The sequence below is a fragment of the Massilia sp. TS11 genome, assembly GCF_022012445.1.
Lineage (GTDB): Bacteria > Pseudomonadota > Gammaproteobacteria > Burkholderiales > Burkholderiaceae_D > Telluria.
Window position 1 is genome coordinate 172,531 of the sequence record NZ_JAKLTS010000003.1, and the last position, 25,569, is coordinate 198,099.

Sequence of the window (25,569 nt, forward strand, 5' to 3'; positions counted from 1 at the left end):
GCGTCAGCGCAGCGCCGGCAGCAGGCTCGCCGGCACGGCGATGGCGGTCCCGTGGCGCATGCGCTGCGGCGTCCCTTCGTCGGGGAAGTGCATCTTGTCGCTCACGTTCTCCCAGTGGATCAGATCGCGCGAGCGCAATGCGCGGTAGTGCTTGGCCTGGTAGGCGTCGTAGTAGACGATGACGTCCCGGCCCACCTGCAGCGCGGTCGGCCCTTCGGCCCATTCGCCGGCGGGGCTGATCGGCGCGGACGGCGCGCCCACCTGGCCCTGCAGGCCGCCGCTGACGGGAGCCAGCAGCAGGTGCTTGCGCGGCGGGTAGCGCGTTTCATCCTTGTACAGTAGATAGGTCTGGCCGTCCTTCTGCACAAAGGTGGCGTCGATCGACGAAAAGCCCGGATCGAACATCACTTTCGGCGGCGTCAGCATGTACAGGTCGCGCGTGCTGCTCGTGTAGATGCGGTGGTTGTAGCCGTTCTCGGACTGGCCATCGCTCGCGGCGAAACGGCCCGGCACGGTGGACGCCCACATGAGCAGGTATTCGCCCTTGGCCGCGTCCCAGGTGATTTCGGGCGCCCAGGCATTGCGCGCCGTGGGTTCGCTCTCCATCACGGGCAGGGCGCGCGGCGTGGTCCAGGTTTTCAGATCGGCCGAGGCGGCGTAGCCGATGATGCGGTCGTTCCAGCCCGTGGTCCAGACCAGATGGAACAGGCCATCGGGACCGCGCAGCAGGCAGGGGTCGCGCATCAGGCCCGCACCGAGGTCGGAGCGCAGGAAGGCGGCGCCGCCGCCCAGCTTCTCCCAGTGGTAGCCGTCGGTGCTGGCGGCCAGGTGCAGGCCGTCCTTGCCGTTCTCGATGAAATAGGCGAAGACATAGGCCACGGCCTCGTCGCCGAGCGGACGCGCGGCCTGCTTGCCGGGGCTGGGCGGCACGGCGAAACTGGCTTGCTCGAGGTCGGGCGCGATGAAGGGCGCGAGCGCGGGCTGCACCTGCTTTAGCTGGCTGGCGACCAGGCGCGCCAGTTCCCAGGCGCCGCGGTTGCTGTGGTGGGTGTTGTCGATGCGGTCAGGCGCGGGCTGGGCGAACAGCTGCTTCGAGCCCTCCACCCCAAAGCGCTGATACAGCGGCTTGCTCAGGGCGTTCAGGTCGATGAAGGGCGCGCCTGCGGCGGCGGCCGCGCTGCGGGCGGCATTCGCATAGTCGATCAGCGAGGGCAGTACCTCGCCCTGGGCATTGAAGCCGCGCCGCTCCATCGGCGACAGCACCACGGCCACGCCGCCGCGCGCGCGGATGGCGTCGATGTGCTGGGTCAGCTCGGCCTGATAGCTGGCCAGGCTGCCTTTGCCGCTGGCGAGCTGCTTCTGGTCGTTGTGCCCGAACTGCAGCAGCACGGTGTCGCCCGGGCGCAGGCTGGCCACCACCTTATCGAGCCGGCGGCGGCCGATCGAGTCGCGGTAGGTCTCGCCCGATTCCGCGTGGTTGGCCACGGCCACTTCGCCCGTCACAAAGCGCGGCAGCATCTGGCCCCAGCTGGCATACGGCTCGCCCGACTGGTCGGCCACGGTGGAGTCGCCCAGCAGGAAGACCGTCGGCACGCTCACCGGCTCGATGCGCACCGCCTGTACCTGCGGGTGTTTACCTTCGAAGGACAGGGTCAGGCGGCCGTCCCAGGCCCAGGCTTCGTCGATCGCTTCGCGCGGGGTTTTGAGTCTGACCTCGCCGGCGGCGATGCCCGCGAGCGCCGGAATCTTCGGCGTGCGCACATTGACGATGAATCTGCGCGTGAGGCGCTGGCCGGGCGCGGTGGCCACGGCCTCCAGCATCAGGCGGCGCAGTTCGGCCTTGATGGTGGTGTCGCCCGCGTCCTTGCCGCCGAGGGTGACGGTGACGCGGTAATTCCCCTCGGGGACATCGACGCTGAAGGCCTGCGGCTGCTGCGGCTCGCTGCCGTAGCCGCGCGCGGCGCTGTAGACCGGCTGCGGCCCGGCCGAAAAATCGAATTGCAGCGGACCGGCGGCCAGGGCCGGCCCGCCCAGCAGGGCAAGCAGCAGGGGCAGGGCCTTCATTCGGTGCTCAGGGTGAGGGTCGCGGACGGCAGATTCGGCGCGCTGGCGGTGAACACCAGCCTGCCCTTGGCGGCCGTGGCCTTCACGATGGCGAGACAGCGCCCGGCGTAGCTCGCGCATTGCGGCGCCTGATAGCTGGCGTGGCTGTTGGCATCGCCATTGTCGACGGCGGCGATGCGGCCCGCGCCGTCGAGCTTGAAGCTGATCGGCAGACTCCCCACCGGGACCAATGTGCCCTGGGCGTCGAGCACGCGCACTTCCACCAGCGCGGCATCGTCAAAGCTGGTGCCAAGCCGCTGGCGCGTAGTGGTCAGGGCGATGCTGGCCGGCGCGCCGGCTGTGCGCAGGGTTTCGCTGGCCACGGCGCGGCCGCCATTGCGGGCTTCGGCGCGCAGGGCGCCGGCGGCATAGGCCGTGGTCCAGATGCGCGGGGCGTCGTTGGCCGGCTTCTTCTTCACACCGAGCGATTTATCGTTGAGGAAGAGTTCGACTTCTTCCGCGTTCGAATACACGGCCACCTGGGCTTCGTCATAGCTGTCCGGATCGCGCGGCGTCCAGTCGGCCACCCAGTTGCCGGCGCCGGCATTGCCGTCGCGCCGCACGATGTGCACCACCGGCTGGCGGCTCCACCAGCTCTGGCGCTGCAGGCCGAAATGGGTCCAGCTGCCGATGCGGTTGAACAGGGCATTGTTCCAGGTCGTCGCCGGCCAGTCGGCCTCGCCCAGATAGGCAAAGCCGGTCCACAGGAACTGGCCCGCATAGAAGGGGTTGTCGCGCAGGGCCAGCCATTGTTCGAGCGAGTGGTCGTTCTCGGTGCCGATCACCTTGCGCGTGGGCTTGGCCTGGTGGACGGCGATCAGCTCCTTGGGCCGGTAGTTCTGACCGATGATGTCCATGGTGTCGGCAAAGCCGTTTTCGTACACCTTCGACAGGGCCGGGCGGAACAGGCCCATGGTCACGGGCCGGGTCGGGTCGAGCTGGTGGATCAGGTCCTGCTGCTGGGCGTATTTGCGGAAGCCCTCGGGCGAGTTCAGGTCGTCGTGGATTTCATTGCCCACGCTGTAGAGCACGATCGACGGGTGGTTACGGTCGCGCACCACCATGCTGCGCGTATCGGCTTCCCACCACTGGCTGAAGAAGCGGTTGTAGCCCTGTTCGCCAAACTGCTTGGCGGCCGTCCAGGTATCGAAGGTTTCGTCCATGACGAGGAAACCCATCTCATCGGCCAGGTCGAGGAACTCCGGCGCCACCGGGTTGTGCGAGGTGCGGATCGCATTCACGCCCGCTTCCTTGAGCTTGCCGAGGCGATAGCGCCAGACGTCGAGCGGCACAGCCGCGCCGACGGCGCCGCCATCGTGGTGCAGGCAGACGCCGTAGAGCTTGATGTTCTCGTCGTTGAGCCAGAAGCCGGTGTCGGCGTCAAAGCGGGCCGAGCGGATGCCGAAGCGCGTCGTCTGCTCATCGAGCAGCTTGCCGTCCTTGCGCAACTGGGTCACAGCGCGGTACAGGCGCGGGCTGGACAGGCCCCAGCGCTGCGGCGCCGGGATGTTTAGCTCAAACGTGCTCGCAGCGCCCGTGTGCCGGGCAACTTCCTTGCCGGACGGGTCGTAGATGCTGGTGCTGATGCTGGCGTCCGCCTTGCCGGCATCGGCCTGCACGCGCAGCGTGGCTGTTTCGTTCGTAACAGATTGTGTTGCGATGAAAACGGATTGCAGGAACTGCGGCGCCGTGCTGACCAGGCGCACATGGCGGTAGATGCCCGCGCCCGTGTAGTAGCGCGAGGCCGGCTGCACGCTATTATCTACCCGCACCGCCAGCACATTGGCGCCGCCGACTTTCAGATGGGGCGTCAGATCGTAGCTGTAGCTGCTGTAGCCGTAAGGCCGTTGGCCGAGGCGCTTGCCGTTGATCCAGACCTCGGCATTGGCCATGATGCCGTCGAATTCGATGCGCACGCTGCGCCCAGCTTCATCCTTGGGGACGGTGAAGCGCTTGCGGTACCAGCCAATGCCGGTGGGCAGATAGCCGCCGCCGCGACCGGCTGGCGCGGCCTGATCGTAGGGGCCTTCGATCGACCAGTCGTGCGGCACGGCCAGGCTGCGCCAGGCCTCATCGCGAAAGCCCGGCTGCTCCGCGCCCTTGGCATCGCCTTTCAGAAAACGCCAGCCGGCGTCGAAGTCCTGGGTCACGCGGCCGTCGAGCGCCCAGGCGGGCAGGGCAAAGATCAGGACCAGCAGGGCCGCCAGCCTCGTGCGGCGCATTATTGGCCCTCCGCCGACCAGCTGACCTTCAGCGGATTGCGTTCACGCGCCACCATATTGCTGACCATGGCCTGCCAGTCGGCCATGGATTTCACATCGCTCGCGCGGTTCCAGGCGGCGCCCATCAGGTAGCGCAGCGGCTGGCCCGACTTGACCTTGGCCAGCAGCAGCAGATTCTTGTCATCCGCGGCGAACTGGGCCGGGGCGCCCGGAATGACGATGGCGGTGCCGAAGTCGCCATTGGTCTTTTGCTGGAACCACTGCAGGGTGGCGCCTTCCGGTTCCATCAGTTTGAATTCGGTTCTCGGCTCCTGGCCCTTGTCGGTGGGCGCCTTGTTCACGCCGACCGCGGCCGTCAGCTCAGCCTTGCCGCCGAAGTAGAAGGTGCTTTCCACGCGGTCGAACTGCTGGCCCGCGTCGAGCGAGATGCGCTTGGTTTCGCTGACGCCGACACCGCCGCCGTCCCAGGTGTCATAAGTGACTTCGAAAGTCGTGCGCACGGGGCCGTTGGCCAGCACTTTCCAGGTGGCGTAGTTGCGGCCGACGTAGAGGCGTTTGCCATCCCAGATGCCGGTGCCGCCCAGGCCGCGCGTGGTGCCGACCGAGTACATGTCCATGCCTTCGCCTTCGTCCACGTGGTAGTGGTCGTGGCCCTTGTTGTACCAGCGGTCGACGATCGGATAGCTGACGCGCTTGAACCAGATGTCGATGCCGCTAGTGACCAGCACTTCCTTGTCCGTGCCGGCCGGGGCCGGTGCCGCCAGGGCCGGACCATACATACGGTGGGCCAGACGGTCGTTTTCCCAGGCGAAGTCGTCCAGACGCTCGGGCACATAGCGCCCAAAGGCCTTGGCCGGGAAGACCGGCGCCACGCCGTCGATTTTTTCGACCGTGAAGCTGGCCGCCTTCTCGCCCTTGGCAAAGCTGTGCTGGAACAGCAGTTCACCGTAGGCCGCGCCGACGTTTTTCGGGTCTTTGATCAGCGGCGCCACATTCGTCACCTGGTAAGCCAGCACCTGGCCTTTGGCATCCTTGACGACCAGCTGCTGCAGGCGCGCGCCCGGCAGGGCCGCGTTGACGGCCGTCCAGGGTACGGCAATGGTCTCGGACGGACGCTCCGCGTCCAGCTCGTTGGTGACCGTGATCGTCATGCGCTCGGCGGCGGTGGCGGCGAGGGGCAGGGCAAGGGAAAGCAGGGCAAGGTGGCGCATCGTGGGTTCCGTCGAAATCAAAGTGGTCTAACCAATTATGCAAATTGGTCGGGTTGCTTTTTCGGATTGTAGTCGTAAATCCCCGCGTGGAGACATGCTGTTTGTAAAGTAATGTATATCTTTCAGACACACTGGGCTTACAAACGCAGAGTAGTGTGTCACAGTGGCCTGACCACTTGGTTCCGGCCCCAACACAAGGTTTAAAATACTCAAGTTCTTGATCGCCCATACACACGACGCGATCAAGCTGATGATTGTTTAGCAAAGCCGGATCACCAGGCGGGGCCAGCACGGTTTACAGTGTCGGCGTGCCGCGCCCAACGTGACGGCACCACCGGAAAACCCCATGCGATTGCCCATCACCAGCTGTCTTCTGATTACCCTGCAAGCCGGCGCCGCCCTGGCCCAGAGCGCGCCCGCGCCGGCCGCCAAGGACCCGGCCGCGCCGGCCCAGCCCGCCAAGCCGGCGGCCAGCACCACCGCCACGCCCGAGAAGAAGACCGATCCGGCCGCCGATGCCGCTCCCATGCAACAGGTGGAGGTGGTGGCCGAGCGCCCCACCAACCGCATCGACCGCCAGGTGTATGACGTCAAATCCGATATCAGCACCAGCAATGCCTCGGCCGCCGACGCGCTGTCGAATGTGCCCTCAGTGCAGGTGGACCCGGACGGCGCGGTGCGCCTGCGCGGCAACCAGAACGTGACGATTCTGCTCGACGGCAAACCCTCGGCCATGCTGTCCGGCGAGAACCGCGGCGCGGCCCTGAATGCCATGCCGGCCGATTTCATCGAGTCGATCGAAGTGATCAACAACCCGGGCGCCGAGTTCGGCAATGAAGGCGGCGGCGGGCCGATTCTGAATTTCATCTCGCGCCGCAATCGCAAGCCGGGCGGCTTTGGCGGCATCAATGGCAACTACGGCACGGCCGGACGATACAACGGCGGCATCAACGGCAGTTACAGCGAGGGCTATGCCTCGGTCGACGCCTTCCTGAATTTTCGCCATGACGGCCGCGGCAGCAACAGTTTCACCGAGCGCGAGCGGATTGACCCGATCAGCCGCGCCATCAGCCCCAGCACCCAGGAAGGGCGCAGCAAGGGCCTGAACGACAACGTCAATTTCGCGACGAATTTCCGCTACAACGTCGGCACGGCCGACCGGATGGGCGGCTCGCTCGGCTATAACCACGGCGGGCGCGACAGCAACGGCCTGACCCACTACCTCGATTACGCGAGCGACGGCCATTTGCTCGGCGATTCGCTGCGCAGCACCAGCAATTCCGGCACCTCCACCAGCCACAGCGGCAGCGTGTTCTACGAGCACAAGATGGAGGACGATGCGACGATCAAGGCCGACCTGCGCGTCTCGTCGAGCAAGAGCCCCTCGAACGTGCATGCGCGCCGCACCTTTACCCTCAGCACTTACCCGCGCCCGGACGACATCAGCAGCCAGTACCGCGATCCGTCGACGCGCCTAAGCGACTTCACGGTCGACTACCTCGGCAAGCTGGGCGAGGATGGCTATCTGGTGGCTGGCATCAAGGTGATCGACACCACCCAGGATTTCGACACCCGCTACACCAACACCGACCCGGTGACCGGCAACGAGACGATCAATGGCATCTACACCAATGCCTTCAATGTCGATGAGCGCGTGAGCGCGGCCTATGCCAGCTACGAATACCGGCTCAACGAGCGCTGGAGCGTGAAGGGCGGCCTGCGCACCGAGCACACCAAGATCGACCTCGAACAGCTGACCTCGCACATTTCGGTCAGCAATAGCTACAACAACACGATGCCGAGCGCCTTCGTGTCCTACAAGCTGGACAAGGACACCACGCTGCGGCTCGCCTATTCGCACCGCCTGCACCGGCCCAACTCGAACGATCTGAATCCCTACATCGTCTACCAGTCGCCGACCGACCGCAGCGTGGGTAATCCCAAGCTCAAGCCGTCGCAGAGCAATTCCTACGAGCTCAGCTACGACTCCACTGTGGCCGGCGTGAAGACCGACGTGCGCCTGTTCAGCCGGGTGGAGGACGATGTCGTCACCCAACGCCAGAGCCTGGCCAAGGACGAGAACGGCCAGGACATCGTGGTGACCACGCGCGAAAACTTCGGCACGTCCAAGTCGCGCGGGGTCGAGCTGGTGTTCAGCGGCAAACCGCTGCCCGGCCTGACCGTCAACCTGAACGGCAACTGGCGGCATAGCGAGCAGACCCAGTTTGCCAGCCTGTTCGGCGGACCGGCTACACTGAGCGGCAATGCCGTGTCCTGCCGCGCGCGCCTGAATTACCAGCTCAACGAGGCCGACCAGATTCAGCTGGCGATCAACGGCCAGGGCAAGCAGCTGTACGGCCAGGGTTACCGCGATCCGAACTGGACCGCCAACCTGACCTGGTCGCACCGCTTCAGCCCGACCCTGACGATGCTGATCAACAGCACCGATATTTTCAACACCAACCGCATGGAATCGCACACCACTTCCGACTTCCTGCGCCAGACCACCACCACCCGTTACGATGGCCGCATCATCTACATCGGCTTCCGCTACACGCTCGGTGGCGTCACTGGAGACCAGCGCTTCCGCCGCGGCGACGGCACGCCCGGCATGCGTGGTCCCGGCGGCGGCATGGGTCCCGGCGGCATGGGCCCGGGCGGCGGCGGGGGCGGCGGTCCCGGCATCTAAACGATGATCATTTCTTCCGCTACTGATTTTCGCGAGGCGGCGCGGCGCAAGCTGCCACCGTTTCTGTTCCACTATCTCGATGGCGGCGCCGGGGCCGAGCAGACCCTGCGCGCCAATGTCGACGATCTGCAGCAAGTCAAGCTGCGCCAGCGCGTGCTGCAAGGGTCCGAGCAGCTCGACCTCAGCACCACGTGGTTCGGCCGCCAGCACGATCTGCCGATCGGGCTGGCCCCGGTCGGCCTGACCGGGATGTATGCGCGGCGCGGCGAAGTGCAGGCCGCGCGCGCCGCCGCCAGCCGCAATATCCCCTTCATCCAGTCCACCGTGTCGGTCTGCCCGCTGGCCGAGGTCGCGCGCCAGGTCAGCCAGCCGATCTGGTTCCAGCTGTATGTGCTGAAAGACCGCGGCTTCATGCGCGACGTGCTGCAGCGCGCCAAGGACCTCGGCGCCAGCACCCTCGTGTTCACCGTCGACATGCCCGTGCCCGGCGCGCGCTACCGCGACGCCCACAGCGGCATGAGCGGACCGAACGCCGCGCTGCGCCGGATCATGCAGGCCATGCTGCATCCGACCTGGGCGCTCGACGTCGGCGTGTTCGGCCGGCCCCACGACCTCGGCAATATCTCCGCCTACCGCGGCCATGCCACCGGGCTGGAGGACTACATCGGCTGGCTCGGCGCCAATTTCGATCCCGGCATTGGCTGGAAGGACCTCGAATGGATCCGCGAAGAATGGCAGGGGCCGATGGTCATCAAAGGCATACTCGAAGCCGATGACGCGCGCGCCGCGCAGCGCTTCGGGGCCGACGGCATCGTCGTCTCCAACCACGGTGGGCGCCAGCTCGACGGCGCGCTCAGCACGGCGCAGGCCCTGCCCGCGATTGCCGACGCCGTCAAAGGCCAGATGAGCATTTTCGCCGACAGCGGCGTACGTACCGGCACCGACGTTTTCCGCCTGCTCGCGCTCGGCGCCGATGGCGTGCTGATCGGCCGCGCCTTCGTCTATGCGCTGGCCGCGCAAGGCCAGGCCGGTGTCGAAAAGCTCCTGGCGATCATGGAAAAGGACATCCGCACGAACATGGTGCTCACCGGCGTCAAGTCGATCCGCGACATCGGCCCCCACCTGCTCGCCTAAACACGGGGTCAGGTCCGGCAATCGGACATCCGAGAACCAAATGGCCCGCAGATTGTCTCGCTCATGGCGCGACAATTTGCGGGCCGCTTAGTTTCAACATGTCCGATTGCCGGACCTGACCCCGTTCTTAATCTGATGATGGCGGGGCGGGCGTCGGGGCTGCGCCGCTTGAATTGGACTTGCTGCAGATGGCGGCCTTTCACCTGGCTCGCCTAAACACGGGGTCAGGTCCGGCAATCGGACATCCGAGAACCAAATGGCCCGCAAATTGTCTCGCTCATCGCGCGACAATTTGCGGGCCGCTTAGTTTCGACATGTCCGATTGCCGGACCTGACCCCGTTCTTAATCGGTGACGTCGTCGGTGATGATGGCGGGGCGGGCTTCGGGGCTGTGCAGCTTGAATTGGACTTGCTGCAGGCGTAGGCCTTTCACGTGGCGTGCGTACAGGCCGTACGCGGGTGTGACGCCGAACATGCTGGGCTCGGGATACATGGTCTCGTTTTCGGGGATCGGGCGCTCGGCGTCCTCGCGCTTGCCGCCGCCGGCATGCACAGTCGTGATGTTCGACAGCACGACGTCCTCGATCGGATGGCCGGGCAGGCCGGCGATGATGCTGGCGTACTCGTGGGCGGCGCTGGCAACGCTCACCTGGTGGATGCTGATGCGCCGGATCTTGCCCACCGGCGTGCCTTCGGGCGCGCGCATGCGTCGGCCCAGGCGGATGAAGATCGGAGAATTGGTCAGCTCGCGCATGGCCAGATTGCTGACCACCACGTCCTCGATCAGCGCGCCGTCCACACTCTCGATCGCCAGCCCGCGGCAGCGCTCGAACACGCAGTTGCTGATGGCGATGTTGCGAAAGCCGCCGTTCGATTCGGTGCCGAGCTTGATGCGCCCGCACACGCCTTCGAGATCGGGCGCGCGCTGGGTCGTGCGGCCAAAGCTGCCGTCGAGATAGGTGCCGAGGTCGTAGCCGGATACCTGGCAGTTGGTGATTACCACGTTCTCGGTCATGCGCGCGCTGCCCAGCGCATACGAACTCTTGAGGCAGATGGCGTCGTCGTTCGGGCTGTTCACGCCGCAATTGGCGATGCGCACGTAATGGCAGGCGTCGATGTCGAAGCCGTCGCGCTCGGTATCGACCTGGAGATTGTCGATCGTCAGATGGTCGACGCCGGTTGCCAGCACGGCGAAATGGCCGCCTTTCAGTATGCTGAAGTCGCGCAGCAGCACGTGGCGGCAGTTCTTGAGGGCGATGGCTTTGTTGCCCTTGCCCTTCATGTCGGCCGCGTATTCCTGGCCGGGCTTCTGGCGTTCGCCCATGGGGTCGGCATTGCCGAGCGAACTGGGCATGTCGCCGGGCTTGCTCTGGCGGCGTGGGCCGGGTCCCTGGCGCGTCAGCCCGCGGCCCCAGATGCGGCCCTGGCCGGTGATCGCCACATGCGTGATGCCATCGCCGACGATGAGGCTGTTGTGCCAGTGGCTGTGGCCGAAGTCCTGGTACATGTCCCAGGGATTGGGCTCGGCCAGGTCGTAGGCCTTGCCTTCCGTACCGGGCTCGGCGGCGATCAGCAGGCTGCCGTTGTCCAGGTGCAGGGTGACGTGGGATTTCAGGTGCAGGGTAAAGCTCAGATACTGGCCGGCCGGCAGCAGCACGGTGCCGCCGCCTGCCTGCGCGGCGGCGTCGATGGCGCGCTGGATGGCCTCGGTATCGAGGGCCTTGCCGTCGCCCTTGGCGCCGTAGTCGCGCACATTGTGTTGCAGGGGCTGGGCGTGGATCGTGCCGGTGAGGCCGAGCAGGGCGGTGGTGGCGAGAAACTGGCGGCGTGCGGACATGGGCGTTGCGGGTGGTCGTCAATGCTGCGAGCCTAGCATTATTCGCCCCGTGCAATCCGCTCAATCTTGCGATTAGATGCGCTGGCCCGATTGCCGCTGGCGGGCTGGCCTCGGTAGACTGGTCCGCATGAAAATCCTGTCCACATTGCTGCTGAGCTTGATGCTCGCTGCCTCGGCCCAGGCGGCCGACCGTCTCGATTTGTCGGGTAGCTGGCGCTTTGCCCTGGACCCGCAGGATCATGGACCGCCATCGACCTGGCAGGCTCAGATCCAGTTGCCCGGGATATTGAACGCCCAGGGCTTTGGCGAGCCGATCAGCACGACGACACCCTGGGTTCTGTCGTTGTACGACAAGAACTGGGCGCTGCGCGATGAGTACAAGGCCTTCACCCAGCCGGGCCAGGTGAAGGTGCCGTTTCTGGCGCAACCGCCGCGCCACTATCTGGGCGCAGCCTGGTATGCGCGCGAGGTGGAGGTGCCGGCCAGCTGGCGCGGCAAGCGCATCAGCTTGTTCATGGAACGGCCGCATTGGGGTTCGACGGTCTGGCTCGATGGCCGCAAACTGGGCGAGCGCAATAGCCTGGTGGCCGAGCATACTTACGAACTCGGCATGCTGGCGCCGGGCCGCCATCAGCTGGCGGTGCGGGTAGACAACCGCATGCTGCTGCCTTATCGGCCCGATGCGCATAGTGTGTCCGATTCGCTGGGCATGAGCTGGAATGGCATCGTCGGCAAGCTGGAACTCCGCGCCAGCACGCCGGTCTATCTGGATGATGCCCAGGTCTATCCGGACGTGGCCACGCGCACGGTTGTGCTGCGCGTGAAAATTGGCAATGCCAGTGGCCGCGCCGGTCAGGGGCAGATCACGGCCAATGGCCAGCGCCTGGCTGTGCGCTGGTCTGCCGAGGGCGGTACGGCGGAGCTGCGCCTGCGGTTTCCGGCCGCCACGCCCCTGTGGGATGAATGGCATCCGGCCCTGCAGCAGATTCAGCTGCGCCTGCAGGGCGTGGGGGCGGACGATGCGCGCACGCTGAGCTTTGGCTTTGTGGAGGTGAAGGCACGCGGCAACGATATTCTGGTCAATGGCCGGTCGGTGTTCCTGCGCGGCACCCACCACGGCGGGGACTTCCCGCTGACCGGCTATCCGCCGACCGATGTCGCCTACTGGAAGCGCATCTTCAGTATCAACAAGGAATGGGGCATCAACCATATCCGCTTCCATTCGTTCACGCCGCCCGAGGCCGCTTTCCATGCAGCGGACGAGGTCGGCATCTATCTGCAGCCGGAGCCGGGCATGTGGAATGAGGTGTCGCCCGGTACGCCGATGGAGGCCATGCTGTATGCGGAAACGGAGGCGCTGATCCGCGCCTACGGCAACCACCCGTCCTTCCTGCTGCTGAGCCCGAGCAATGAGCCGAAGGGCAAGTGGAAGGCGGCCTTCGACACCTGGATCGCCCATTACCGCGTGGCCGACCCGCGCCGCCTGTACAGCAATGGTACGGGCCACACGGAGCCGGTGGTGCCGGAACTCGATCAGGGCACGGATTTTCTCGCCGTCCAGCGCATCGGGCCCAAGCCTCTGCGCAATGTGAAGGGCTGGTTCGGGCGCGACTATGCGGAGTCGATGGCCGGCATTCAGGTGCCGGTGCTCGGTCACGAAACAGGCCAGTGGGTCGCCTATCCGGATTTCCGCGTGATCGAGAAATTCACCGGCTATCTGCAGCCGGGCAATTACGAAATCTTCCGCGCCTCGGCCCGCGCCAACGGCGTGCTGGAAAAGAATGCCGAGTTCGCTTATGCCTCGGGCCGCTTCCAGCTGGCCTGCTACAAGGAGGAAATTGAGGCCGTGCTGCGCACGCCGGGCATGGCCGGCTATCAGCTGCTGGACCTGCACGATTATCTGGGGCAGGGCACGGCCCTGGTCGGTATTCTCGACCCCTTCTGGGAGCCGAAGTCCTATGCCACGGCGGCTGAGTTCCGCCGCTACAACGCGGAGACGGTGCCGCTCGCGCGCCTGAGCCGCAACACCCTGACCACAGCCGATACCCTCGATGTACCGGTCGAGGTGGCCCATTACGGGCAAGCGGCGCTGACGGCGGTGCAGGCCAGCTGGCAGGTGCTCGACAGCCAGGGCCGCGCGCTCGCGGGCGGCCAGTTCGCGCCGCGCGACCTGGCCATCGGCCGCGGCCAGGTGCTGGGCCGCATCGTCCAGCCGCTGGCCGCATTGCCGGCCCCGGCCGCTTACCGTCTGGTGGTGCGGCTGGACGGCCGCCAGATCGAGAATGACTGGCCGTTCTGGCTGTATCCGGCAAAAGTGGAGACGGCCGTGCCGCAGGGTGTGCGCCTGACCCAGTCCTGGCCCGAGGCGCAGGCCTGGCTGGCCGAGGGCGCGCGCGTGCTCTATCAGCCGCGCAAGGCCGACATCGCCTGGGATGGCGCGCCCCTCGACACCGTGCCGGTGTTCTGGAACCGCCTGATGAACCCGGCCTGGACGCGCATGCTGGGCCTGTGGATCGACGCCCGGCATCCGGCCCTGGCGGGCTTTCCGACCGCGGGCTTCATGGAGTGGCAATGGACGGAGCTGGTGCGCGGCGCGCGCAGCCTGCCGCTGGCCGGTCTGCCTGCCGCGCTGCAGCCGATCGTCCAGCCGATCGACGACTGGAACCGCAATCACAAGCTGGGCATGCTGTTCGAGGCGCGCGTGGGGCAGGGGCGTTTGCTGGTGTCGAGCATCGATATCAGCAGCCAGCTCGACGAGCGCATCGTCGCGCGCCAGCTGCGCCGCTCGCTGCTCGACTATATGGCCAGTGATGCGTTCGCGCCGACCGCCATGCTGAGCCCGGCGCAACTGCAGACCATGCTGTTCGATACGCGCGTGATGAAAAAGCTGGGCGCCACGGCTGAGGGGGCGGGCGCAGGCGCCATCGATGGCGATCCCAATACCAATTGGCAGGTGCCGGGCCGGCCGGATCTGGTGATCCGCTTCGCCGCGCCGGTGCCCTTCAATGGCCTGCTGCTGATGCCGCGCCAGAATCACCGCGACCACGAGGGCGATGTGCGCGACTATCTGGTGTCCGTGTCCGACGACGGCCAGCAGTGGCGCGAGGTGCAGCGCGGCAGCCTCGTTTCGGGCTTTGCCTTGCAGACGATTCGCTTCGCCGACGAGGTCAAGGCCCAGTACCTGAAATTCACGCCGCTGAGCGGCTTTGGCAACGACAAATTGACTGCGCTGGCCGAGCTGGCCGTGCTCTACACCGGGCCGGCCCTGCCGGAGACCGAGGGCGAGGTCCGCTACCAGCGCGCGCGCTCGGCCGCCGCCGACGTGGACGAGGCGGGGATGGTGGAGGACAAGCGCAAGCGCTAAACTCCCGCCTGTCGAGTTTGTCGGGAGCGGGAGTGGAAGCAGTGATCAGGCAGGCGCAGGGCGCCGATCTGGACGAGTTGATGCGCCTGGAGCGGGCTGGCTTTGCGCCCGCCATTCAGGAAACGGCGGAAACCTTTGCCGGCCGCCTGGCCGCCTTTCCCGGCGGCTGCTGGGTCATCGATGGCGGCGACGGCCGTCTGTACGGCTATCTGTGCGCCGAGTTCTGGCCGTATGCGCCAGACATCGACGCGGCGCGCTTCGCCCGCGACCACGCGGCGGCCGACACTCATCGCGCCGACGGCACCGAAGTCTATGTGTCCTCGACGGTGATCGACCCGGCCCTGCGCGGCGGCGGCTGGGGCCGGCGTCTATTTGAAGGCGCATTGGCGCGCATGCAAGCGAGCGCCCCCTGGCTGTGCTCGGCCATCCTGATCGTGCATCCCGAATGGCTGGGCGCACGGCGCATTTACAGCAGCGCGGGCTTTGGCGAGATTGGCCAGATCGATGGCTACTTCCCCGGCCACCCGGCCATCATCATGCGGCGCAGCCTGCTCAGTTCAGCCAGGCGAGCTTGAACACGAAGACGGCGGCGATCACCCAGACCACAGGTTGGACCTCGCGCCCGCGCCCGCTCAGCAGCTTCAGTCCGGCATAGCTGATGAAACCAAACGCGATGCCGTGCGCAATCGAGTAGGTGAAGGGAATGCTGATCGCGGTAATCGCGCCGGGCAGGCTCTCGGTGCTGTCTTCCCAGTCGAAATGGGAAAGGTCGCGCAGCATCAGGCAGGCCACGAACAGCAGGGCCGGTGCGGTCGCATAGGCGGGCACCACCCCAGCCAGCGGGGCAATAAATAGACAGGCCAGAAACAGCAGGGCGACGACCAGGGCCGTCAGGCCGGTGCGGCCGCCAGCCTGCACGCCGGCCGCGCTTTCGATATACGCGGTGGTGGACGATGTGCCGAGCATGGCCCCGGCCACGATAGCGCCCGAATCGGCCAGCAGCGCGCGGTTCAGGCGTTTGAGCTTGCCTTCGCTGAGCAGACCGGCGCGGTTGGCCACGCCCATCAGGGTGCCGGTCGCGTCGAACAGCTCGACCAGGAAGAACACGAGCACGATATTAAGCACACCCATCGACAGCGCGCCCTGAATGTCGAGCTTGAGGAAGGTCGGCGCCAGCGAGGGCGGGGCCGATACAAAGCCGTGGAACTGGTTGCCGCCAAACACGAAGCTGAGCGCGGTGACGGCCGCAATGCCAATCAAAATCGCGGCGCGCACCTTGAACTGGTCGAGCACGACGATCAGCGCGAAGCCGGCAATGGCCATCAGCGCGGGCGGCTTGTGCAGATCGCCGGCTGTGATGAAGGTGGCCGGATGGGCGGCCACGATGCCGGCATTTTTCAGTGCAATCAGGGCCAGGAACAGGCCGAGTCCGGCCGTGATGGCAAAGCGCAGGGTGCGCGGAATGCCGTTGACGATCATCTCGCGCAGGCCCAGCAGGCTGACGGCGATGAATAGGCAACCGGAAATGAAGATCGCGCCGAGCGCCGTGGTCCAGGGCACGCCCATGCCGAGCACGACGGCATAGGCGAAATAGGCATTCAGGCCCATGCCCGGCGCCATGCCGATCGGATAGTTGGCATACAGGCCCATGATCAGGCTGCCGAGCGCCGCCGCCACGCAGGTGGCCACGAAGACGGCCTCGCGCGGCATGCCCGCCTCCCCGAGGATGGCCGGGTTGACGAACATGATGTAGGCCATCGTCAGGAAGGTAGTCGCCCCGGCAATCAGCTCGGTGCGCACATCACTGCCATGGTCTTTTAGCTGGAAAAAGGAGGCGAGCATGGGAACTCCAGAAATGGCTTTCCGCGAGTGTGCCTGCTTGTTGGGCCTTTGCCAACTGTGTTCACGACGCCGCGCCCTGCTGACGCAGGAACTCGGCGAAGGTGTCGAGCAGGGTGCGCGCCCGGAAGGGCTTGATGATCACGCGCGCCACTTCGCGCTGGCGGAAGGCCTCGGCCAGCTTGCCATCGACCTGGCTGACCATCACGGCCAGCGGCAGCGGCCGCGTGGCGGGGCGCTCGCGCAGGTGGTCGATCAGGCGGAAATCGTAGTCGTAGGCTGAGCGTTCGGCGTCAAAGGCGAGCACGGCGCCGCCGACTTCGGTGGACTTGAGGGCCTGCATGGCCTGCTCGGCATTCCCGGCCTCGACGATTTCGGCAATCGCCAGCGAGCGCGCCGTCATCACCACGGTGCGGCGCAGCAGGGCGTCGGGCTCCACCAGCAGCATCGGTTTCAGCGCCATCTGCCTATCGGGCATGGAGTTCCTCCTCCACCAGTTGGCGCAGGCTCGCCAGGATCGCCAGTTCCACCGAGTCGAGCTGGCGCGTCACGCGGTCGATCAGGCACAGCGTGCCGGGCTTGCTGCCATCGGCCAGACGCAGTTGGGCGCCCGCGTAAAAACGGATGTGCGGCGCGCCCGTCACCAGCGGATTGTCGGCGAAGCGCGGATCGGCCAGGGCGTCGGGGATGACGAGTATGGCGTCCTGCAAGATGGCATGGGCGCAGAAGGATTCGTCGCGCCCGGTCTCGCACACGTCCAGTCCGACGCGCGACTTGAACCATTGGCGCTCGGCGTCGACCAGAGAAATGGTGGCAATCGGCACCGCGAATTCCTGCGCGGCGAAGGCGGTGATGCGGTCGAAGCGCTCCTCGGGCGGGGTGTCGAGGATAAGCAGGGCGCGCAAGGCGGCCAGGCGTTCACGCTCGTTGTCTGGGAGCGGGGCGGCGAGCATAGCATGTGGGCGAATTGTCGTGAATCGCACTGTAGCGGCTTTTTCAGGCGGCGTCGACTGGCGCACGCGAATCGGGTAGATTGCTGCCCATGGATCGGACCGAACGCCTGAAAAAGATCGAACGCCTGCTGCGCGAGCGCACTGTGGTGCCCCTGCAGGATTTTTTACATGAACTGGAAGTTTCCAAAGCCACTTTCAAACGTGACCTCGAGTATCTGCGCGACCGCCTGAACGCGCCCATCGACTGGGACCGCGACGCCGGCGGCTATCGCCTGGGCGAAGCCGGCGTCGGCGAGAAATACGAGCTGCCCGGCCTGTGGTTCACCGCCACCGAGGTGCATGCCCTGCTGACCATGCAGCAGCTGCTGGGCCAGCTCGGCCCGGGCCTGCTGGCGCCCTACATCGCGCCGTTTCAGGAGCGTCTGCGCCAGCTGTTGGACAGCAAGGCGGTGCCGGTTGATGCCTTTGCCGAGCGCGTCAAGATTCTGCGCCCGCAGGCGCGCCAGGGCGAGGCGCAGTTCTTCGAGACCGTGGTCTCGGCGGTCCTGCAGCGCCGCCGCCTGCGCCTGCGCCACTACCACCGCGAGCGCGACAGCCATCAGGAGCGCGAAGTCTCGCCCCAGCGCCTGCTGTATTACCGCGATAACTGGTATCTCGACGCCTGGTGCCACCTGCGCCAGGACCTGCGCCGCTTTGCGCTCGAGACCCTGAGCGCGGTGGTGCCGGCCGAGGGCGCCGTGCACGAGGTCGCGCTGGACGAGGTGCAGCGCCGGCTCGACGGCGGCTACGGCGCCTTTGCCGGCGGGCCCCTGCATTGGGCCGAACTGGAGTTCGCGCCCGAGCGCGCGCGCTGGGTCTCGCGCGAGCACTGGCATCCGGACCAGCAGGGCGAACTGCTGGCCGACGGGCGCTACCGCCTGCGCGTGCCGTATGGCGATCCGCGCGAGCTGCTGATGGACATTCAGCGCCATCTGCCCCAGGTGAGCGTGCTGGGGCCGCCGGCCCTGCGCGCCGCCCTGGCCGATCATTGCCGGGCCGCGTTGCGCCAGCTGGAGGCAAAGCCGGTATGATAAAGCCCCGTATCCCCCCGACCCCGTGATGCCTTTTCGCCGATTCCTCCACCGCCGCGGCCTGGCCGCCTATCTGGCCGCCGCACTGGCCGGCCTGTCGGTCGTGCTCACGCTGATTCTGGTGCTGGTCATCGGTGTGGCTGCATCGCAGCCGGTCAAGGAGAACATCGGCAATGGCCTGGCCGAACTGGCCGGCCAGCTGTCGGACAAGCTCGATCGCGGCATGTTCGAGCGCTATCGTGAAGTGCGCCTGATGGCCGAACGGGCTGAGATGCGGCCCGGCCACGTGCGCCCGGCCGAGCAGCGCCGCCTGCTCGACCAGCTGCGCGACACCTATCCCTACTATGCCTGGATCGGCATCGCCACCCTCGACGGCAAGGTGCTGGCTGCCACCGGCGGACTGCTCGAAGGCGCCGATATCAGCCAGCGCCCGTGGTTCGGCAATGCGCAGAAGGGCGTGTATCTGGGCGATGTGCACGAAGCCGTCAAGCTGGCCAAGCTGCTGCCCAATGCCAGCGGCGAGCCGCTCCGCTTTGTGGACGTGGCTTTTCCTGTGCAGGACGACGAAGGCAAGGTGGTGGCCGTGTTGGGCGCCCACCTGTCCTGGCAGTGGGCGCGCGAGGTCGAACAGTCGATCATGGAGCCGGTGGCCCAGCGCCTGCAGGCCGAATCGCTAGTCGCCGGGACCGACGGCTCGGCCCTGCTGGCCAGCCCCGGCATGCCGGCCAATGTGGCCAGCCAGGCCAGTTTCGCGGCGGCCGGCAAGAAGACCGGCTACCTGGTGGAGCGCTGGCCCGATGGGCGCAGCTATGTGGTCGGCTACAGCCGCAGCCAGGGCTTCGCCAGCTACCCGGGTCTGGGCTGGGTGAGCCTGGTGCGCCAGGATATCGATGCGGCCTACGCGCCGCTGCGCGCCCTGCAATGGCGCGTGCTGCTGATCGGCCTGGCCGTGGCCCTGCTGTTCTCGGCGCTCGGCGTGTGGCTGTCGCGCGCGATTTCGCGTCCGCTGACCGCGCTGGCCGACGCCGCCAGCGCCATGCGGCGCGATCAGCCGGCGCCTTTGCCGGCGGCGGCCGACACGTATATCGAAGTCCATACCCTGCGCGCCGCGATCGACCGGCTGGTGCAGGACCTGGGCAAGGAGCAGGGCGCGCTGGCCGCGCTGAACGCCGGCCTGGAGTCGCGCGTGGCCGAACGCACGGTGGCGCTGGAGGCGGCCCTGCAGGCCGTGCGCCTGAACGAGGCGCGTGTCCAGGCGATTCTGAATGCGGCCCAGGATGCCTACCTCGCCGTCGGCCTCGATGGCTTCATCCAGGATTGGGGCGGCGCGGCGCCGGCCATGTTCGGCTGGTCGCGCGAGGAGGCAGTCGGCAAGCGCGTGACGGACCTGCTGATTCCTGCCGCTTACCGGCAGCGCTTTGACAGCGGTCTGCTCGACGCCGGCGAAGTGGCGCGCGCCGAGGGGCGCCGGCTGGAGCGCGTGGTGCAGGCGCGCGACGGGCACAGCTTCCCGGTGGAAGTCAGTTTCACCTTGGTCGCCGCCGGCGGCCAGCAGTTTTACAGCGCCTTCCTGCACGATATCTCGGAGCGCAAGCAGGTGGAGCAGCGCAAGGATGAATTCATCGGCACCGCCTCGCATGAGCTGCGTACCCCGCTGACGGCCCTGCGCGCTGCCATCGACATGCTGGTCGACGGCATGGCCGGCGCGCTGCCGCCCGACGTCGACAAGCTGCTGCGCGTCGCCCAAGGCAGCTGCGACCGCATGGTGCGCCTGGTGAACGACATGCTCGACCTTGAGAAGATGGAGTGCGGGAAGATGAGCTACCAGTTCCAGCCCCAGGCCCTGCAGCCGGTGCTGGAGCAGGCGCGTGCCGCCATGCTGCCGCTGGCCGAGGAGGCCAATGTGCGCCTGCAGCTCGAGGTGGAAGGCGCGTTGGCCGCGCGGCTCGATGCCGACCGCATGCAGCAGGTGCTGACGAATCTGCTGTCGAACGCGATCAAGTTTTCGCCGCCGGGCGGCACGGTGTACCTGAGCGCCGGCCGTCACGGCCCCTGCCTGCGGGTGCGCGTGCGCGACGAAGGACCTGGCATTCCGGCCGAGTTTCAGGCGCGCGTGTTCGAGCGCTTTGCCCAGGCCGGGAAAGGGCCAGGCGGCAGCGGCCTCGGTCTGTCGATCTGCAAGCACATCGTCGAGGCCCACGGCGGCAGCATCCACTTCCAGAGCGTGGACGGCAAGGGCGCCAGCTTCATCATCGACCTGCCGGCCTGAGGACCGCTAGGCCTGCCAGCTGCCCTTGCGCTTCATGGCGCCCCACTGGGCGTCCTGCTGGCGCGCCCAACGATACAGACCGACCAGTCGCCACCAGCTATTGAGCTGGCGGTAGCCAAAATTTTCGACGATGCAGACCAGGCCAAGCGCCAGCAACTGGCGCCCGCGCGGGTAGATGTGAAACGACATCTCCTCCAGCATCAGGCCCGACGCCGACAGCAGGATGCCCAGGCCGATGGCGACGAACAAAAAAACGCTGAAGGCCTGCCACGAGACCCAGCCCATGGCGAAGGCCGCAATCATAAACAGATAGCCGCCCAGTTCAATCAGGGGGCCGAGCCACTCGAACAGGACCATGAAGGGAAAGGCCAGCCAGCCGGGTGCGCCGCCGTTCCGGCTGAACATCAGGCCCCAGTTGGCGCTCAGGCTCTCGCCCAGGCCGCGCTGCCAGCGGATGCGCTGGTTGCGCAGCGTAGCCAAGTCCTCGGGCGCTTCAGTCCAGCAGATCGGATCGGGCACAAATTCGATGCGATAGGCCTGGCCGCGTGCGCGCAGGGTGCGGTGCAGGCGCACGACCAGCTCCATGTCCTCGCCGATCGATTTGACCTTGTAGCCGCCGGCCGCGACCACCACATCCTTGCGGAAGATGCCGAAGGCGCCCGAGATGATCAGCATGCCGTTCAGGGCCGACCAGCCGAGGCGCCCAAACAGAAAGGCACGCAGGTACTCGACCACCTGAAACAGGGCGAGCGGATTGCGCGGCAGGCCGACCTTGGTCAAAAAACCGCCGGCCACTTCGCAGCCATTGGCGATGCGCACCGTGCCGCCGGTGGCGATCACGCTCGGATCGCTGAGGAAGGGCGCGACCACCCGCTGCAGGCTGTCGCGCTGGAGGATGGAGTCGGCATCGACGCCGCAGAACAGTGGATAGCGGGCCGCATTGATGCCGGCGTTGAGCGAATCGGCCTTGCCGCCGTTTTCCTTGTCGATCACGCGCAGATTGGGGTGGCGCGTGGAGCGGTAGACGCCGCGCACGGCCTGCGTTGGCAGCTGCAGGCGGTAGGCCTCGGACAGCGGCAGCAGGCCAAAGGCTTCGGTCAGCACGCGCAGCGTGCCGTCCTTGGAGCCGTCGTTGATGACGATGATTTCGAATTCGGCATAGGTCAGCTGCAGCATCGAATGGATCGAGGCGACGATCGTCGCTTCCTCGTTGTAGGCCGGGACCAGAATGCTGATCGGCGGCTCCAGGCCCGAATAGACCTGGGGCAGATCATCGAGCACGGCCTCCTGGGCGCGCCGGCGCAGGCTGACGATGGAGACCAGGTTAAGCAGCAAGTAGCTGCAATTGAGCAGAATGAAGTACAGCAGGATGAACCAGGTGAGGGCATCCACCAGCAGGCCATGCCAGTTCATGCGAGGCCTCCTTCGGCCAGAACGTGTTCGATCATGTCGCTCGCATAGCGGTCGCCGCTGCCCGCAGCCAGGGCGCGCAGGCGCTGCGGGTCAAGAAACGGCAGGCGGCACAGGGCTTGGGCTGCGCGGTAGCGCACCCACCATTGCGAATCCATTAACAGGGTCAGCAGCAGATTCAGGTCGGCCTCCTGGCCAACCTGGCCGAGGGCCTTGGCGGCCTGCACGCGCACATGCCAGTCCGGGTGGCGCGCCAGCGCGCGGATGCGCGGCAGCAGGGGCGGCGCGGCCGGCAGGCGCAGGGCCGCGCTCACCACATCGCTGCGTGGATGCGCGAGCAGCGGCGCGTGCACGCTGGCCGGCAGCTGCACGCGCAGGCCGTCGGCGATGCGCAGGCAGCGCAGCAGTGCATCCTCCTGTTGGTTTTGCAGCTGCTCGGTGAAGACGTGGGTCGCATCCTGCCCAGCCTCCTGCAGGATGGCGACGACTTTGGCCAGCGGCCAGTCGGGCCGGCCGATGGCCAGATAGACGAGGGCGCGGGTGGCGCGCGCCGGGTCGATCTTCACCATCGCCCAGGCGGCCACCAGTGAGCCGAGGGTATTGCGCCCGCGCGCCATCTCCAGCAGCCGCGGCCAGGCCGAGGCGGCCCGCAGATAGCCAAGCACCAGGCAGGCCACCAGCACGGTCGGGCGGTTGCCGCGCGCCAGAAAGCGCAGCGCCATCTGTTCTGCCCCGAGTTCCTGGGCGACCCGGTTCAGGCCTTCGCGCGCGCTGCCGCGCAGCGAGGCCTGCAGATGGACCCACAGGCGCAGAAAGGCCAGTTCGTCGCGCCGCGCCAGCGGCGGCAAAGGCGGCAGCGCGTCCTCGCTGGCAGCAATGGCCAGCAGCGGGCGCCAGACGGCGACCAGGCGCGCTGCGCGCCGTTCGGCGCGGCGCAGAGCGATCCGCATCAGCACGATCTGTCCGGCCAGAGCCAGGGTCAGGGCGAGCGCGCCCATCCCGGTCCAGAAGGCCAGGCGCAGATAGGGATCAGAAAGCGGTCCGAAGCCCAAGGCTGATGCTGGTGCGGTTGTACAGGTCGGGCTGGCGCGTGCGCGCCAGGCCGTATTGGAGGGTCCAGTGCGCGTCCAGGCTGTGGTGGCCGGTGACGGCCAGGGTGCGCGAACTGGTCAACAGCACGCGGCTGCCAAGCTGGCTCGCCTCCTGGCCGGCCGCCAGCGACAGGCTGACGGCGTCGGTGTCGCTGTAATACCAGTTCGAGCGCCATTCCGCGCTGTGCGCCGCGCTGCCATACGCGTGCGCACTGCGCAGCAGCAGGGCGTGGCTGAAGTCACCCGTGTAGCGCTCGGCGCCGAGCGTGAACTGGTTGACGCGCACGTTGGCGTAGCCGCTGGTGCGCACCGCCGCTTGCAGCAGCCAGCCGTGGGCGGCTTCCCACAGCAGGCCGCCGCCCAGCATATCGCGCGCCAGCACGTGGTGGCTGCTGCTGTAGGCTGCTTCGCCGGTGAAGCTCAGCTCGGGCAGCACCTGCAAGCTGCCGTCGGCTGCCACGCGCTGGTCGCGCAGGCCAAAGCGCTCGGTCTGAGATAGTTCCAGACCGGCGTTCAGATGGCGCCCATTCACCCGGCGCAGGCTCAGGCTATGCTCGGTCCAGTCGCTGCCGCCATTCGACAGCTGGTCGCGCGTGCTGGACAGGGCTGCCTGCCACTGGCCCTCGGCTTGGGCGCCGCCGCACGCGGCCAGCAGCAGGAGCAGGGCGCGCGCCTTCATGCTGTGCTCCGCAGGTAGCGGCGCAGGCGCGCCAGCAGTTCGTTGGGCTGAAAGGGTTTGACCACATAGTCGTTGGCGCCGGCGTCGAGGGCGCGCACGATGTCGGCCTCCATGCTTTTCGCCGTCAGCATCAGAATCGGCGCCGACTGCCAGCCATCGCTACGGGCGCGCATCGCGCGCACCAGCGCAAAGCCATCGTGAAAAGGCAGCATGACGTCGCTGAGGATCAGGTCCGGCACCGGCGCGCCCTGAGCGATGCGGGCCATGGCGGCGCGGCCATCGGTCGCCAGTTCCACCGTATAGCCTTGGCGCTCCAGCATGAACTGGAGGACCTGGCTGATGTGCTCATCGTCTTCCACCAGGAAGATCCGGGCGGGCGTGGTGTCGGGCATGGCGTCTCGGAAAAGTGATTTGGCGCCAATCTTAACGGAATTTCTAAGCCTGTGAAGGCGGTGTTGTACGCAGGCCCCTTGTTATAATCGCGGCCATGTTGACCATTACTCTGAAGCCCGGCAAGGAAAAGAGCCTGCTGCGGCGCCACCCCTGGGTGTTCCCCACCGCGATCGAGCGTGTCGATGGCAAGCGCGATGAATTGAATAAGCCTGGCGCCACCGCCGTGGTGAAGGCCGCCGATGGCCGCTTCCTCGCGCGCGCCGCCTTCAGCCCCGCCTCGCAGATCCGCGCCCGCGTCTGGACCTTCGACGAAAACGAACCGGTCGACCACGGCATGATCAAACGCCGCGTGCAGAAGGCGCTCGCCTACCGCCAGGCCGTGGTGCGCGACAGCGACGCAATCCGCCTGATTTTTGGCGAGGCCGATGGCTTCCCCGGTCTGGTGGTGGATTGGTACGGCGGCCCGTCCGGCCAGCTGGTATGCCAGTTCCAGTCGGCCGGTGTGGAAGCCTGGAAGCAGCCGATCGTGCAGGCCCTGATCGCCGCCACCGGCTGCCCCAACGTGTATGAGCGTTCCGACGCCGCCGTGCGCGAACGCGAAGGTCTGCCCCAGGTGACGGGCGTGCTGGCCGGCGCCGAGCCGGGCGACGAGACCCTGGTCACCGAGAACGGCGTGCGCTACGCGATCAATGTGAAGACCGGCCACAAAACCGGCTTCTACGTCGACCAGCGCGACAACCGCAAGCTGGTGATGGACCACGCGGCCGGGCGCGACGTGCTCAACTGCTTCTGCTACACGGGCGGTTTTTCGCTGGCCGCGCTCAAGGGCGGCGCCGCGCATGTGACCTCGGTCGATTCGGCCGGCGAGGCGCTCGCCCTGGCCCAGCGCAACCAGGCGCTCAACGACTTTGCGCCCGAACGCGCCGAGTGGTGGGACGACGATGTCTTCAAGCTGCTGCGCCACCTGCGCGACGAAGGGCGTACTTACGACATGATCATTCTCGACCCGCCCAAATTTGCGGCCTCGCCGCAACAGGTCGAGCGCGCGGCCCGTGCGTACAAAGATATCAACCTGATCGGCTTGCAATTATTGCGGGAGAATGGTTTATTGTTCACCTACTCGTGCTCAGGGGCAATCTCGGCCGATCTGTTCCAGAAGATCATCGCCGGCGCGGCCAGTGACGCCAAGGTGGACGCGCGCATTCTCAAGCGCCTGTCGGCCGGGGCCGATCACCCGATGTGCACCAATTTCCCAGAGGGCGAGTATCTGAAAGGCCTGATGCTGATGCGCTGAGGACAAGATGT

18 protein-coding genes are annotated in these 25,569 nt (G+C 66.7%); 7 read left to right on the forward strand and 11 right to left on the reverse strand.

Annotated features, from left to right (window positions below; translation table 11 throughout):
• Window positions 1-3: 3 nt before the first annotated feature.
• Genes LZ005_RS06280 through LZ005_RS06290 form a run of 3 tightly spaced genes read right to left on the reverse strand, consistent with a single transcriptional unit; the run spans window position 4 to window position 5,536 of the window.
• Window positions 4-2,064, reverse strand: a complete 2,061-nt coding sequence (locus LZ005_RS06280; protein ID WP_237805802.1) for a GDSL-type esterase/lipase family protein — start codon at window positions 2,062-2,064, stop codon at window positions 4-6.
• A complete protein-coding gene (locus LZ005_RS06285) occupies window positions 2,061-4,325 on the reverse strand; it encodes a glycoside hydrolase family 2 TIM barrel-domain containing protein (RefSeq protein WP_237805803.1) in 2,265 nt (754 codons plus the stop codon). Before LZ005_RS06285 ends, LZ005_RS06280 begins: the two co-directional genes overlap by 4 nt.
• Window positions 4,325-5,536, reverse strand: coding sequence for a DUF4861 family protein (locus LZ005_RS06290; protein WP_237805805.1), 1,212 nt, complete (start codon window positions 5,534-5,536; stop codon window positions 4,325-4,327). The genes LZ005_RS06285 and LZ005_RS06290 overlap by 1 nt, the downstream gene beginning before the upstream one ends.
• Before the next feature lie 346 nt (window positions 5,537-5,882).
• On the opposite strand from LZ005_RS06290, the gene LZ005_RS06295 reads away from it, so the two are divergent.
• Complete coding sequence (locus LZ005_RS06295; RefSeq protein WP_237805807.1) at window positions 5,883-8,225, forward strand: outer membrane beta-barrel family protein; 2,343 nt, start codon at window positions 5,883-5,885, stop codon at window positions 8,223-8,225.
• Between the two features lie 3 nt (window positions 8,226-8,228).
• Window positions 8,229-9,359, forward strand: a complete 1,131-nt coding sequence (gene lldD / locus LZ005_RS06300; protein WP_237805809.1) for an FMN-dependent L-lactate dehydrogenase LldD — start codon at window positions 8,229-8,231, stop codon at window positions 9,357-9,359.
• Between the two features lie 343 nt (window positions 9,360-9,702).
• Here lldD and LZ005_RS06305 read toward each other — a convergent pair whose 3' ends face one another.
• Window positions 9,703-11,196 carry a glycoside hydrolase family 28 protein gene (locus LZ005_RS06305; protein ID WP_237805811.1) on the reverse strand — a complete coding sequence of 498 codons (1,494 nt, stop codon included), beginning with the start codon at window positions 11,194-11,196 and terminating at the stop codon, window positions 9,703-9,705.
• Between the two features lie 127 nt (window positions 11,197-11,323).
• On the opposite strand from LZ005_RS06305, the gene LZ005_RS06310 reads away from it, so the two are divergent.
• Both LZ005_RS06310 and LZ005_RS06315 read left to right on the forward strand, forming a co-directional pair.
• Window positions 11,324-14,560: a discoidin domain-containing protein gene (locus LZ005_RS06310; RefSeq protein WP_237805813.1), complete on the forward strand. Its 3,237-nt coding sequence runs from the start codon at window positions 11,324-11,326 to the stop codon at window positions 14,558-14,560.
• A gap of 32 nt (window positions 14,561-14,592) precedes the next feature.
• Window positions 14,593-15,135 carry an N-acetyltransferase gene (locus tag LZ005_RS06315; RefSeq protein ID WP_237805815.1) on the forward strand — a complete coding sequence of 181 codons (543 nt, stop codon included), beginning with the start codon at window positions 14,593-14,595 and terminating at the stop codon, window positions 15,133-15,135.
• Here LZ005_RS06315 and LZ005_RS06320 read toward each other — a convergent pair.
• From LZ005_RS06320 to LZ005_RS06330, 3 genes are all read right to left on the reverse strand, one after another.
• Window positions 15,113-16,402 carry an NCS2 family permease gene (locus LZ005_RS06320; RefSeq protein ID WP_237805817.1) on the reverse strand — a complete coding sequence of 430 codons (1,290 nt, stop codon included), beginning with the start codon at window positions 16,400-16,402 and terminating at the stop codon, window positions 15,113-15,115. The two genes, LZ005_RS06315 and LZ005_RS06320, sit on opposite strands and share 23 nt — an antisense overlap.
• 61 nt (window positions 16,403-16,463) lie before the next feature.
• Complete coding sequence (locus LZ005_RS06325; RefSeq protein WP_237805819.1) at window positions 16,464-16,877, reverse strand: response regulator; 414 nt, start codon at window positions 16,875-16,877, stop codon at window positions 16,464-16,466.
• On the reverse strand, window positions 16,867-17,352 hold the full coding sequence (locus LZ005_RS06330) for a GAF domain-containing protein (protein WP_237805821.1): 486 nt from the start codon (window positions 17,350-17,352) through the stop codon (window positions 16,867-16,869). The genes LZ005_RS06325 and LZ005_RS06330 overlap by 11 nt, the downstream gene beginning before the upstream one ends.
• Window positions 17,353-17,441: 89 nt before the next feature.
• Between LZ005_RS06330 and LZ005_RS06335 the strand changes: the two genes are divergently transcribed.
• Together LZ005_RS06335 and LZ005_RS06340 are read left to right on the forward strand one after the other, a co-directional pair.
• Window positions 17,442-18,422, forward strand: a complete 981-nt coding sequence (locus LZ005_RS06335) for a YafY family protein (RefSeq protein WP_237805823.1) — start codon at window positions 17,442-17,444, stop codon at window positions 18,420-18,422.
• A 28-nt stretch (window positions 18,423-18,450) separates the two neighbouring features.
• A complete protein-coding gene (locus tag LZ005_RS06340; RefSeq protein WP_237805825.1) occupies window positions 18,451-20,691 on the forward strand; it encodes an ATP-binding protein in 2,241 nt (746 codons plus the stop codon).
• Between the two features lie 6 nt (window positions 20,692-20,697).
• On the opposite strand, the gene LZ005_RS06345 is transcribed toward LZ005_RS06340, so the two are convergent.
• From LZ005_RS06345 to LZ005_RS06360, 4 genes are read right to left on the reverse strand one after another with little or no spacing between them, the layout of a single operon-like run.
• Window positions 20,698-22,104 (reverse strand): glycosyltransferase, encoded by a 1,407-nt coding sequence (locus LZ005_RS06345; protein ID WP_237805827.1) that lies wholly within the window; start codon window positions 22,102-22,104, stop codon window positions 20,698-20,700.
• Window positions 22,101-23,153 carry a HEAT repeat domain-containing protein gene (locus tag LZ005_RS06350; RefSeq protein ID WP_237805829.1) on the reverse strand — a complete coding sequence of 351 codons (1,053 nt, stop codon included), beginning with the start codon at window positions 23,151-23,153 and terminating at the stop codon, window positions 22,101-22,103. Before LZ005_RS06350 ends, LZ005_RS06345 begins: the two co-directional genes overlap by 4 nt.
• Window positions 23,131-23,871 carry a YaiO family outer membrane beta-barrel protein gene (locus LZ005_RS06355; protein WP_237805831.1) on the reverse strand — a complete coding sequence of 247 codons (741 nt, stop codon included), beginning with the start codon at window positions 23,869-23,871 and terminating at the stop codon, window positions 23,131-23,133. The genes LZ005_RS06350 and LZ005_RS06355 overlap by 23 nt, the downstream gene beginning before the upstream one ends.
• A complete protein-coding gene (locus LZ005_RS06360) occupies window positions 23,868-24,263 on the reverse strand; it encodes a response regulator transcription factor (RefSeq protein ID WP_237805833.1) in 396 nt (131 codons plus the stop codon). Before LZ005_RS06360 ends, LZ005_RS06355 begins: the two co-directional genes overlap by 4 nt.
• A 95-nt stretch (window positions 24,264-24,358) precedes the next feature.
• Between LZ005_RS06360 and LZ005_RS06365 the strand changes: the two genes are divergently transcribed.
• The gene (locus tag LZ005_RS06365) at window positions 24,359-25,558 is read left to right on the forward strand and encodes a class I SAM-dependent rRNA methyltransferase (protein ID WP_237805835.1); all 1,200 of its coding nucleotides are present in this window, start codon (window positions 24,359-24,361) and stop codon (window positions 25,556-25,558) included.
• Window positions 25,559-25,569 lie beyond the last annotated feature (11 nt).

Coding starts and splice junctions, on each gene's coding strand:
- LZ005_RS06280 (WP_237805802.1), bottom strand. CDS start 2,064: ATGAAGGCCCTGCCCCTGCTGCTTGCCCTGCTGGGCGGGCCGGCCCTG.
- LZ005_RS06285 (WP_237805803.1), bottom strand. CDS start 4,325: ATGCGCCGCACGAGGCTGGCGGCCCTGCTGGTCCTGATCTTTGCCCTG.
- LZ005_RS06290 (WP_237805805.1), bottom strand. CDS start 5,536: ATGCGCCACCTTGCCCTGCTTTCCCTTGCCCTGCCCCTCGCCGCCACC.
- LZ005_RS06295 (WP_237805807.1), top strand. CDS start 5,883: ATGCGATTGCCCATCACCAGCTGTCTTCTGATTACCCTGCAAGCCGGC.
- lldD (WP_237805809.1), top strand. CDS start 8,229: ATGATCATTTCTTCCGCTACTGATTTTCGCGAGGCGGCGCGGCGCAAG.
- LZ005_RS06305 (WP_237805811.1), bottom strand. CDS start 11,196: ATGTCCGCACGCCGCCAGTTTCTCGCCACCACCGCCCTGCTCGGCCTC.
- LZ005_RS06310 (WP_237805813.1), top strand. CDS start 11,324: ATGAAAATCCTGTCCACATTGCTGCTGAGCTTGATGCTCGCTGCCTCG.
- LZ005_RS06320 (WP_237805817.1), bottom strand. CDS start 16,402: ATGCTCGCCTCCTTTTTCCAGCTAAAAGACCATGGCAGTGATGTGCGC.
- LZ005_RS06325 (WP_237805819.1), bottom strand. CDS start 16,877: ATGCCCGATAGGCAGATGGCGCTGAAACCGATGCTGCTGGTGGAGCCC.
- LZ005_RS06330 (WP_237805821.1), bottom strand. CDS start 17,352: ATGCTCGCCGCCCCGCTCCCAGACAACGAGCGTGAACGCCTGGCCGCC.
- LZ005_RS06335 (WP_237805823.1), top strand. CDS start 17,442: ATGGATCGGACCGAACGCCTGAAAAAGATCGAACGCCTGCTGCGCGAG.
- LZ005_RS06340 (WP_237805825.1), top strand. CDS start 18,451: ATGCCTTTTCGCCGATTCCTCCACCGCCGCGGCCTGGCCGCCTATCTG.
- LZ005_RS06345 (WP_237805827.1), bottom strand. CDS start 22,104: ATGAACTGGCATGGCCTGCTGGTGGATGCCCTCACCTGGTTCATCCTG.
- LZ005_RS06355 (WP_237805831.1), bottom strand. CDS start 23,871: ATGAAGGCGCGCGCCCTGCTCCTGCTGCTGGCCGCGTGCGGCGGCGCC.
- LZ005_RS06360 (WP_237805833.1), bottom strand. CDS start 24,263: ATGCCCGACACCACGCCCGCCCGGATCTTCCTGGTGGAAGACGATGAG.
- LZ005_RS06365 (WP_237805835.1), top strand. CDS start 24,359: ATGTTGACCATTACTCTGAAGCCCGGCAAGGAAAAGAGCCTGCTGCGG.